Annotated in this window: 8 protein-coding genes and 2 pseudogenes; 2 read left to right on the forward strand and 8 right to left on the reverse strand. The window is 60.9% G+C overall.

The window, feature by feature from the left end; genetic code table 11:
• The 6 genes from EOC06_RS19120 to EOC06_RS19145 form a co-directional block, all read right to left on the reverse strand.
• Nucleotides 1–461 (reverse strand): DAK2 domain-containing protein (locus EOC06_RS19120; protein ID WP_245469778.1); only part of this gene is annotated, 461 nt, incomplete at its 3' end.
• A gap of 11 nt (nt 462–472) precedes the next feature.
• Nucleotides 473–1,465, reverse strand: a complete 993-nt coding sequence (locus tag EOC06_RS19125) for a dihydroxyacetone kinase subunit DhaK (protein ID WP_128308517.1) — start codon at nt 1,463–1,465, stop codon at nt 473–475.
• A gap of 22 nt (nt 1,466–1,487) precedes the next feature.
• A complete protein-coding gene (locus tag EOC06_RS19130) occupies nt 1,488–2,258 on the reverse strand; it encodes an SDR family oxidoreductase (RefSeq protein ID WP_127330539.1) in 771 nt (256 codons plus the stop codon).
• Nucleotides 2,259–2,318: 60 nt separating this feature from the next.
• The gene (locus EOC06_RS19135; RefSeq protein ID WP_127330537.1) at nt 2,319–3,305 is read right to left on the reverse strand and encodes a substrate-binding domain-containing protein; all 987 of its coding nucleotides are present in this window, start codon (nt 3,303–3,305) and stop codon (nt 2,319–2,321) included.
• Nucleotides 3,306–3,390: 85 nt separating this feature from the next.
• Complete coding sequence (locus tag EOC06_RS19140; protein ID WP_127330535.1) at nt 3,391–4,395, reverse strand: ABC transporter permease; 1,005 nt, start codon at nt 4,393–4,395, stop codon at nt 3,391–3,393.
• Between the two features lie 40 nt (nt 4,396–4,435).
• Entirely contained in the window at nt 4,436–5,911 is a 1,476-nt protein-coding gene (locus EOC06_RS19145; protein WP_128308518.1) for a sugar ABC transporter ATP-binding protein, read from the reverse strand.
• 245 nt (nt 5,912–6,156) lie between these two features.
• On the opposite strand from EOC06_RS19145, the pseudogene EOC06_RS19150 reads away from it, so the two are divergent.
• Nucleotides 6,157–6,333: pseudogene (locus tag EOC06_RS19150) on the forward strand (RpiB/LacA/LacB family sugar-phosphate isomerase); the annotation flags it as partial.
• A gap of 828 nt (nt 6,334–7,161) precedes the next feature.
• Here the strand turns inward: EOC06_RS19150 and EOC06_RS19155 are convergent.
• Both EOC06_RS19155 and EOC06_RS19160 read right to left on the reverse strand, forming a co-directional pair.
• Nucleotides 7,162–8,153 (reverse strand): annotated as a pseudogene (locus tag EOC06_RS19155) (IS481 family transposase).
• Nucleotides 8,154–8,391: 238 nt separating this feature from the next.
• Nucleotides 8,392–9,066, reverse strand: coding sequence for a GntR family transcriptional regulator (locus EOC06_RS19160; protein ID WP_127323185.1), 675 nt, complete (start codon nt 9,064–9,066; stop codon nt 8,392–8,394).
• A gap of 289 nt (nt 9,067–9,355) precedes the next feature.
• Between EOC06_RS19160 and EOC06_RS19165 the strand changes: the two genes are divergently transcribed.
• Nucleotides 9,356–10,483: a BMP family ABC transporter substrate-binding protein gene (locus EOC06_RS19165; RefSeq protein WP_128308519.1), complete on the forward strand. Its 1,128-nt coding sequence runs from the start codon at nt 9,356–9,358 to the stop codon at nt 10,481–10,483.
• The last annotated feature ends 158 nt before the right edge of the window (nt 10,484–10,641 follow it).

Consider the following 10,641-nt stretch of genomic DNA (forward strand, 5'->3'; position numbering starts at 1 on the left):
GCTTCCGGGAACGGCTTGCCGTCGGCGTTGGCGCCGTCGAAAGCCTCGATGGCCGGAACGAGGGTATCAAGCAGCGTCTTGTCGCCGACCTTGGCGGATCCGATCGCCTGGACGCCTTCAAGACCGTTGGTTAGCATGGCACTGAAGGTCTTTGCGTCGATGGACGGCGATGTCTCGATGGTTTCGGCGAATTGCGTGAACATGACGCCGTAGAGTGGTCCCATCGAGCCACCGATCTCCGTCATCAACACCGTGCCCAGCGTATCGAGCGCCGTGGCCAGCGACACGTCGTTGCCCCTGATTCGCTCCGCGGCCATGCCGAAGCCCTTGGCCATGTTGACGCCGTGGTCGCCGTCACCGATCTTGCCGTCGATCTCGCTCAGATAGGCCCGATTTTCGATGATCCGATCCGCGATCGAAAGAACGATGTCGCCGGCGGAAGCGTTGTCAAAGTGCTGCATTCGTCTGTCTCCTAGAGCCTTGCGGGACAATCGACGTCCACGTCCAGCAGCCTTTTCAGTTCGGCGTCGAGCGCCATGACCGTGAGCGTGGCTCCGACCATTTCCAGCGAGGTGAAATAGTTGCCGATGTAGGTTCTGTAGATGTTCAATCCGCGCCCGGCGATTTCCTGTTCGATCGTGCCGTTGAGGATGTAGAGTTCGTTGACCGGCGTTGCGCCGAGGCCGGACACCAGGATCGCAACCTCGGTTCCGGCCGCAAGGTCATGATCGTCCAGGACGATCTTGACCATGTCCCGCGCGATCTCGGCCGCGGGCTTCAGCGGCTCGATCCTGACGCCCGGTTCACCGTGATGGCCGATGCCGACTTCCATCGTGCCCGGTTCGATCAGAAAGTTGGGGTGCCCCACGGCGGGCAGCGTACAAGGGCCAAGGCCAACACCAATCGAGCGGCAGTTGTCGATCGCCCTTTGCGCCACTGCCTGCACGTCCGCGAGATCGGCACTTTCCGCGGCCTTGGCGCCGGCGCATTTCCACATGAAGATCTCGCCGGCAACGCCGCGGCGCTTGTGGCGCTCATCCGGTCCCGCCGAGCACACATCGTCGTTGGCAACGACCGTTGCGATCTCGATGCCGTCCTTGGCGGCGAGCTTGATGGCCATTTTCACATTCATGTTGTCGCCGGCATAATTACCGTACAGGCAGACGACACCCTTGCCGCCATTGGTTTCGCGCGCGGCGTCGAAGAAGCTCTTTGCTGTCGGCGACGAAAACAGCTCGCCGACCGCAACCGCGTCCAGCATGTTGCGTCCGGCATAGCCGATGAAGGCAGGCTCGTGGCCGGAGCCGCCGCCGGTGATGACGCCGACCTTGCCGCTGACCGGCGCCTGGCGGGCGATGATGACGCGGGGATTGTCGCCGAGCCTGACGATGTCGGCATGCGCCTTGACGAAGCCCTTGACCGTATCCTCGACGACCTCGTCGGGATTGTTGATAAACCGCTGCATTGTTGCTCCAATCTTGCGCCGGTCAGATTATGGTGTAGCCGCCATCGACCAGCAGGTCGGCGCCGTTGATCATGTCGGCGGCGTTCGATGCCAGAAACACCGCCGCGGCGGCTATTTCTTCGGGGAAGGCAAAGCGGCCGGTCGGAATGCGTTGCTTCAGCGCCTCGCCACGTGGGCCGTCCCAGGCTTTTTTGCCAAGCTCGGTCAGAACCACGGTAGGCGATATCGTATTCACGGTGATGCCATGCTTGCCCCATTCGGCGGCCAGCGTCTTGGACAGGCCGATGACGCCGAATTTCGAGGCGCAATAGGCAACGTGCTGGTCGATCGCGACGGTGCCGGCCTGCGACGCCATGTTGATGATCTTGCCGCCTTTGCCGGCCTTGATCAGGACGCGTCCCGCGGCCTGGGACACAAGGAACGTTCCCTTAAGATTGATGGCGATGGTCTTGTCCCAGGCATCGAGACTGAGCTCCTCGGCGGGAGCAAGCATAACGACGCCGGCGCTGTTGACGACGATGTCTATGTGACCGAAAGCGGCTTGCGCCGCGGCAAACACGGCCTCCACGGATTGCGGATCGGACACATCGCAGACGAAGGACTTCGCGCCGTTGCCGAGTTCGTCGGCCTTCGATCGCGCAACCGATTCATTGATATCGATCACGCCGACCGCAGCCCCTTTCTCGGCAAATGCCGAGGCAATCGCACTGCCGATGCCGGAGGCGCCGCCGGTGACCAGAGCGACCTTGCCGCCAAGTGAAAAGTTGAGATCAACCCGTACTGAATCCGTCATGGTTCTCTTCTCGGCCTGTTGAAAAGTGGGGTGTGCAGGAAAGCACACCCCAGGGCTGCGTTACTTGCGCGTCGCAAGAAGCTTGTCGACGTTTTCCGCCGTCACCGGCGTCCATGGCACATTGTAGATCTTCTCCTTGCCGTCCTTCCACGGCATGTCCTTGTAGGTTGCCCAGATGTCGGACTGTGGTTTGTAGTCGCCCTTCTTGGCATTGAAGATGGCAAGATCGAGCGCGCCTTGTGCCTGGGCGCGCGCGTCCTGAAGGATCGATGTCATCTCGCCGGCCTTGACGGCGTGCAGCGCATCGGTGATGCCGTCGATGCCGGCAATGGCGAAGCTCTTCACGTCCAGGCCTGCGGCCTTGATCGCCTCGATCGCCCCGAGCGCCATTTCGTCGTTCTGGCCGATCACGCCATTGATCTGCTTGGGGTGCGCGGTGAGCCAGTTTTCCATCAGCGTCTGGGCTTCGGCGCGCGACCAGTTTGCTGTCTGATCTTCGAGGATCTTGACATCCGGGCACTCGGCAAGCGCCTTCTTGTTGCCTTCGAGACGAGAGATCTGCGCGGACTGCCCCACTGGTCCTTCGAGGATGACCACATTGCCCTTGCAGCCGATCTTGTCGAGCACGGTCTTGGCTTCCATGTAGCCAGAGATCGTGTCGTCGGATCCGACATAAGAGGCCAGCAGGTCGGAATTGACGCGGGTGTTCGAGCCGACAACCGGGATGCCGGCATCGGCGGCCGACTGCACGGCAGCCGCGCCCGCGTCGACATCGATCGGCGCGAAGATGATCGCATTGTATTTCTGCGTGACCATCGTCTTGAACTGGTCCTGCTGGACCAGGGCATCATAGCGGCCGTCGAAGATCGTCAGCTCGACTTCACCGCTCTTGACGGCTGGATGATCCTGAAGCGCTGCCGCCCAGATCTGCATGAACTCGGCATTCAATCCGTAAGGCGCCGCGCCGATCTTGATCTTCTCCTGCGCCATGGCCGGCGAGGCCAACAACGCGGTCGCGGATGCGAGCGCTATCATCAATCTTTTCATTTCGTACCTCCACCTTAAGTGAGCGACCGACATGGTTCGCCTATCAACGGACACGCGTTGTGCAGGTCCGATCCCGAAAGGGGGCTTAGGCCCCGTAGTTTCTCTTCTGGTCGAGCATCACGGCGCCGACGATGAGGGCGCCCTTGAGCACTTGCTGGTAATAGGATTGGATTCCCATCAGGTCGAGGCCGTTGTTCATGACGCCGATGATCAGCGCGCCAATCAGCGTGCCGGTCACCCGGCCGACCCCTCCCGAAAGGCTGGTTCCTCCGATCACCACCGCCGCGATCGCGTCCAGTTCATAGGCAATGCCGGCCTGCGGCAGCGCGGAGCCGGTGCGGGCGCTGAGCAGCATTCCGGCGAGGCCGGCAAGACCGCCGGAGATGACATAGACGACGAACTGAATGCGGGTCGTGTTGATGCCCGAGGTCCTGGCGGCGTGAGGGTTGCCGCCAACGGCATAGATGTAACGGCCGAAGCGGGTCCGGTTGAGGATCCACCAGGAGACGGCGAACACCACCACCAGAATGATGACCGGTGCGGGCAAGCCAAGGACGTCGCCCGTGCCGATCCAGCGAAAGGCCGGCGTCAGCGCGGGAACAGGTCGGCCGCCGCCATAGATCAGCGTCAGTCCGCGTGCCGCCGACAGCATGCCGAGCGTCGCCACGAAGGCCGGCACGGAAAACCGCGACACAATCACGCCGGAGACGGCGCCGCAGGCAACGCCGACCAGCAGGCCGATGCCGAGGCCGAAGACGACAGGGTAGGGCGCGCCTGCAATCCCGGCGGTGGCGGATGTGGTGACGAAGCTGGCGCTGATGAGGCCGGCAAGCGCGACGATGGAACCGACCGAAAGGTCGATGCCGCGCGTGAGGATCACGAAGGTCATGCCGATGGCGAGGACACCGTTGATAGAGGTCTGCAACAGCACGTTGGAGATGTTGCCGGCGGTCAAAAAGAACTCGTTGGAGACCGACAGCACGGCCGCCAGGATGAGGAACGCAAGGAAGATGCCGTATTCCTGGATCAGCATCCGGCGCTGCTCCGAACCGAGCCAGCCATTCGTATTCTCCTTGTCGCCAACCGACATTACTGACTCCTCTGCTGCCGGACGGGCACCCAGTCCTTGCTCATGTTGAAAGGTGGACGAGTGATTGGGCATCCGTTTCCTCCCGGCTGTAGATGCCGGCGCTTCGGCCGGCGCGCATCACCATGATCCGATCCGACATGCCCAGAACCTCGTCGATTTCCGACGAGATCATGACCACCGTGCCGCCGACAGCGGCGAATTCGCAGATGATTCGATAGATTTCACGCTTGGCGCCGACGTCGACGCCGCGGGTCGGCTCGTCCAGAAGAAGGACCTTCGGATTTCGAAGGAACCATTTGCCCAGCACCACCTTCTGCTGGTTGCCGCCTGAAAGGCCGGAAACCGGCATCGTGTCGCGCGCCGCCTTGATCTGAAACCGCTCCTGCATCTGCTGGCTTGCCTGCGCCTCCCGGGCGCGATCCATGGCAAAGGCAGGGCTCATTTCCGGCAGGCTCGCCATGCAAATGTTGGCACGAACGGAGGCGCTCGGATTGAGGCCGGTCAGCTTGCGGTCCTCGGTGACCAGTGCCAGCCCATGCGCCATGGCATCCGATGGCTTCGAAACGGCTATCTTCACTCCGTCGACCGAGACGCTTCCCGCCGAAGGCTTGTCGAGCCCGAACAGACAATTGAAGATCTCCGTCCGTCCGGCGCCCATCAGGCCGTAGATGCCGAAGATCTCGCCCTTGCGCACGGAGAAGGAGATATCCTCGATTTTGTTGGGGCAACTCAGCCCGGCAACTTCGAGGCCGGTTTCCAAGGTGGGTGTGTTGGTCTTGATGTATTCTTCCGACAGCTCGCGGCCGACGATCATGCGAATGAGCCCGGGTCGGTCGATGTCGGCCAGCGTCCCGCTGCCGACATAGGCCCCGTCGCGAAAGACCGTGTAGGAATCGGCGATCTGGAAGATCTCCGACAGCCGGTGGGAAACATAGACGATGCCGCGGCCCTGGGCCTGCAGGCGGCGGATCGCCGCAAACAGATGCTGCGCCTCGCGTTCGCCGATCGCCGATGTCGGCTCATCCATGAAGATGACCTCGGCGTCGTGACTGAGCGCCTTGGCGATCTCGACGAGCTGCATCTGCGCGACGGAGAGGTTCATCATGTATTGCGTGGCTCGGATATCGAATTCGAGATCGTCCAGCAACTTTTGCGCGGACCGGTTCATCGCGCGGAAATCGATGCCTCCGAACCGCGAAGGCTCGCGGCCAAGATAGATGTTCTCTGCGACCGTCATGTGAGGGACAGGGCTGAGTTCCTGTTCGATGATGGCAATGCCCGAGGCCAATGCGTCGGCCGGGCCTGCGAATTCCACGTCCTTGCCGCGGCGGCGGATTGTGCCGGCATCACGCTTGTAGATGCCCATCAGTATCTTGAGGAAGGTCGACTTGCCCGCGCCGTTACCGCCGCAGAGTGCGTGAACCGTGCCAGCGCGAAGTTGAAAGCGGCCTTCGCGCAAGGCCGCGACGCCGCCGAAGGATTTCTTCAGCCCTTCCACCTCGAGCAAAAATTCCAATTTCTCTCTCCCATGGACGCCCGGCACCCTCCCTTGGCGCGAGCGGATCGACACGACTGGTCTTCGTTCCTCGATGTCGATTTTTACAATAGTCGATTAGAGATCGACAAATGTCAAGCGTGGGAGGATATACGAAAGCTCACCGTTGGCCGCAGGTCGAAATGTCTGGTGAGCACGCCCGAGCAGGTCCCCAACGCCGTTGAAGGCGTTGAACGGACGAACAGCAAAAACGGAAGGAAGGACCAATGAAGATTGCAGTCGGCGCCGACAGCGCAGGAAAGCCGCTTCTGGATGTGATTGCGGCACATCTGGCCGGCAAGGCCGGCGTCACGGTAACGGATCTTAGCCAGCCTGGCTTTTACGCCGACATCTCGCAGAGGCTTGCTCAACGGGTTGTTGATGGCGAATTCGAGCGCGGTTTGCGGCCGTCAGTCTAGCGCGCTTCCCCGACGATTGCCGAAGTGTCCACTGCTTCATCTCTATCCGTTTCTCAAGTTGTAAGTACGCTGGTCGTTAAAGCTGGCATCCCGAAGCGTTTGGTTCTGGATGCGGTTCGCGAGTCTCCTGGGGAAGGTCTGTTTGTCAGGGAACCGTCTTCTAGGATTTCGATCACCTACGACGCAGGGCATTAGACACGAGGCGCTATTCGGATTCGCACATCGAGCTTTACCGATAGGACCGAAGAACGAAGTCTTGAATAAGGTCACCCGCTCGGGGCGGTGTCCCCTGAAGATCCTGAGGGGAATGCATCCTGACGACCGTGGCCGCCACTATCGATCGGATCATCCGGCCCTGTCCGCTTGGGGCCAAATGGCGCAAGTTGTGGCGTGAAATGGCCCGCTGACGGTACTTTTCGAAGCGGAGTAGGGCGCTCCGTTAGGCGCGGCAAAGTGCAAAAAAACGTCCGATTGACGTCGATAGTTGGTGAAACCTCAAAATATTTTCTGCGGCGATTTCCCCTTCAAAATCAAAGCGTAACTTTTTGATGGTCTCAATGTCGGAGTTTGCACGGCGCTGAAAAATATTTGCCAGTGACTTCAATGGCTTATACGCTGTTTTAACAATCGAGTGGGAGTGAGGGTACAAACGGCGGCAATAGCGTAGTTTCGGCGGCGAATTTCGCCGTCGCGCAATGTTGTTGCAGTCCGTACCTTACTCCGCAGAGCTGGCGTTCTCCGTTTCTGCCTCGGTGGTTCGATCTGCGCCCAGTTTCCGGATGATGTAAAATCGCTTTAGAGGGCGGGAGTGCTCTAGCTGTTTAGTCCCGGCATTTGCTGGAGCGGATCGAGTTTGAAGCGTTCCGGTTGTGACGCCCACGCCTTGCAGATGAACTCGTAGGGCGTAAGGCCTTTGAGGGTCTGAGCCTGCGACCGAAGTTGTAGGCCGAGATGAAGTCGGCAAGATGCTGGCGGAGTTGGTCGTGGCTCTCGTAATAGAAACGCCTGACGGTTGCATCCTTGATAGTCCGGTTCATCTTCTCGACCTGGCCGTTGGTCCACGGATGCCTTGCCTTGGTCGTTCGGTGCTCGATGTCGTTCGTGGCGCAAGCCTATTCGAAGGCATGGGCCCAGAAGCGTTCGCCGTTTGCGATGGCCTCCTTGATCAATGGCACGGCCGAACCGCCGGCGCCGGGCGTCGTGAACTGGATACCGTTGTCGGTGAGGACAGTGTGGACCTTGTAGGGCACGGCCGCGATCAGGCGCAGTAGGAAGTCTCTCGATATGGCGGTGGTGGCCTTCTCATGCAGTTCGACGAAGGCGAATTTCGAGGTGCGGTCGATAGCGACGAACATGTGCAGCTTGCCCTGTTCTGTGCGCACCTCGGCGACGTCGATGTGGAAGTAGCCGATCGGATAGCTCTTGAACTTCTTCTTCGCCGGCTTGTCGCCTTCTACGTCCGGCAGGCGGCTGATGCCGTGGCGCTGCAGGCAGCGATGCAGTGATGAGCGCGTCAGGTGTGGGATCGTCGGTTGTAAGGCATAGAGGCAGTCATCGAGTGGCAACAGAGTGTAGCGCCGGAAGGCGACTATGACGGCCTCCTCCTCGGGCAAGAGCACTGTCGATCTAGGCTCTCTCGGACCGGTCGGCAAATCTGCCACCGAGGTCCGTTCCCGCCATTTGGCAACAGTCTTTTGGTTGACCCCGTAGCGCTTCGCCAGCGCCCTCAGGCTCTCTTGACTATGCTGTATCGCTCGACGGACCGCCTCTGTCGTCGTGGCGCTCCCATGAAGAACCTGGCCCATAGCGCATCCCTTGATTCGGAGGACAAGGATGCCCATCAAAATCTGGGATCAAACATCTAGTCCCTCATCGCTCACGCCTCGACGTAGAATACCAACTGGGGCACGTATATCGGTCTGGTTGACCATGCTGCTTCAAAGCCTTGCTGCCGAGCAGAGTAGCGCCTCATATCAGCCGTTGCGCGATACTGTGCGCCGCCTGGAAGCAGACATCGTCCGAGATTCGGGATGTTCGGAATTTTCAGGCCACGTCCCGCCGAACTGGCTTGCCGCCATCAGCCGCGAACACCGCGCTCGCCTCGCTGACGATAGAGACATGATCCCTGGCGGCCTTGCCCGCAGCAGCGCCGTCTCCGCGCATGATTGCGGTGACGATTAGCTCGTGTTCCTGCCAGGATTTGGCCAACCGTCCGGGCAGCATGAACTGAGCGCGCCGGAAGGGTGCCAACCGGCTGCGGGTCATCACGGTGAGATCGTGGATATGCGGGTTGTGGGCACCACGATAGAGCCGGGTGTGGAACTCGGTATTGAAATACTCGTAGTCCTCCTCGGCGCCCAGTTGCACCATCCGCGCCGAAGCCTGATGCTCGATCTCGAGCGAGCGGCGCTCGGCACTGGTCATGCGCTCGGCCGAGAAGCGCGCGCAGATCGCCTCCAGTTCGGCCATGCTCTCGAACATCGAGGCGAGATGCTCTTGCGTCACGACAGCCACGATAGCACCCCGGTTGGGCCGCCTTTCGACCAGCCCCATGGCGCTGAGGTGGCCGAGCGCCTCCCTGACCGGGGTGCGTGATACGTCGAAGCGGGCGGCGAGGGAGGTCTCGTCGAGCTTTTCGCCGGGGCGTAGGTAGCCGGTGACGATCCGGTCCCCGATCGCCCTCACCATCTGATCCACGGTCTTGCCCGACCTGATCAAGTTGCGCTTCCCCGACAAATCTCCTCCGCCCCGTCTTCTTGTGGAGGGTCGACGCAGCGGCCCATCGACTCAACATACCCCTGTATGCCTCTATTTTAATCTGCCTGTCAAATTGGCTGTTTTCAAGGCAAGAAGTGCATGCAATTGCCCGCTACATAAGCAGGCTCTTTAAAGGTACGATTGATTCCATTCATTAATTTCGCCAAAGAAACTGGCATGGCGATTGCATGCACTTTGTTGACGGCATGTTAACCGGCCCGGAAAGGGTCCTTACAGGGGAGCATTCACAATGACCGCGAGATTCACGCTTAACCGCCGCGAGCTACTCAAGACCTCCGCCGCTGGAGCCGCACTCGGGCTTGCCTCCGCTGCCTTCCCCATCAGCAGGGCCTTTGCCGCTGCCGCCACCGTCGGCTTCATCTATGTCGGGCCGAAGGACGACTACGGCTACAACCAGGCGCATGCCGAAGGGGCGGCGGCGTTGAAGGGTATCGAGGGCATCTCCATCGTCGAGGAGGAGAACGTGCCGGAGACGGTCGACGTCCAGAAGACGGTGGAATCGATGATCAATCTCGACGGCGCCTCGCTGATCTTCCCGACCTCGTTCGGCTATTTCGACCCCCACATGCTGGCCATGTGCACGAAATTCCCCGACGTGCAGTTCCGCCATTGCGGTGGCATGTGGGACAAGGCCAAGCACCCGATGAATGCCGGCTCCTATTTCGGCTATATCGGTATGGGCCAGTATCTCAACGGCGTTGTCGCCGGCCACACCTCCAAGACGAAGAAGCTCGGCTTCGTCGCCGCCAAGCCGATCCCGCAGGTGCTGCTCAACATCAATTCCTTCCTGCTCGGCGCGCGCTCGGTTGATCCGACCATCACTTGCCAGGTCATTTTCACCGGCGAATGGTCGCTGGCGGTCAAGGAAGCGGAAGCCACCAACGCACTGGTCGACCAGGGCGCCGACGTTATTAGCTGCCATGTCGATAGCCCGAAAGTGGTGGTCGAGACGACCGCCGGCCGTGGGGCCTTCGTGTGCGGCTATCACGCCAACCAGAGCCCGCTGGCGCCGGAAAAATACCTCACCGGGGCCGAGTGGAACTGGGCCAAGGTCTACAAGATGTTCGTCGACGACCTCATCGCCGGCACGCCACTGCCCAACTTCACGCGCGGTGGCCTGGCCGACGGCTTCGTCAAGATGAGCCCGCTCGGTCCCGCCGTCGGCGAGCCGGCGCGCAAGCAGTTCGACGCCACGCTGGCCGAAATGATGAACGGCGGCTTCGCCGTCATCAAGGGACCGCTGAAGAGCAACAAGGGGGCTGTCGTCGCCACCGCGAGCCAAGCATTCCCGGAGACCGCGATCGAACTCGAAAGCATGGATTATCTGGTCGAGGGCGTCGTCGGTTCGACCGCCTGATCTGAGGGGGTGGGGCGATGACGGACACGATGACAGGGGCCGGCATGCCGGCACTCTTCAGCGCCAAGGCCTATTCGGCGGCGGTGGAATGGATTGCGCGGCGGGCGGAGGCTTTGGTCATTCCGCTCGCGGCGCTGATCGTCGGCATGGCGCTGTTC

Origin of the sequence: Mesorhizobium sp. M7A.F.Ca.MR.362.00.0.0 (assembly GCF_004023175.1) — a bacterium.
GTDB lineage: Bacteria > Pseudomonadota > Alphaproteobacteria > Rhizobiales > Rhizobiaceae > Mesorhizobium.

Excerpts from the sequence above, each read along its gene's own strand:
- EOC06_RS19165 (WP_128308519.1), top strand. The coding sequence starts at position 9,356 with ATGACCGCGAGATTCACGCTTAACCGCCGCGAGCTACTCAAGACCTCC.
- EOC06_RS19140 (WP_127330535.1), bottom strand. The coding sequence starts at position 4,395 with ATGTCGGTTGGCGACAAGGAGAATACGAATGGCTGGCTCGGTTCGGAG.
- EOC06_RS19135 (WP_127330537.1), bottom strand. The coding sequence starts at position 3,305 with ATGAAAAGATTGATGATAGCGCTCGCATCCGCGACCGCGTTGTTGGCC.
- EOC06_RS19125 (WP_128308517.1), bottom strand. The coding sequence starts at position 1,465 with ATGCAGCGGTTTATCAACAATCCCGACGAGGTCGTCGAGGATACGGTC.
- EOC06_RS19130 (WP_127330539.1), bottom strand. The coding sequence starts at position 2,258 with ATGACGGATTCAGTACGGGTTGATCTCAACTTTTCACTTGGCGGCAAG.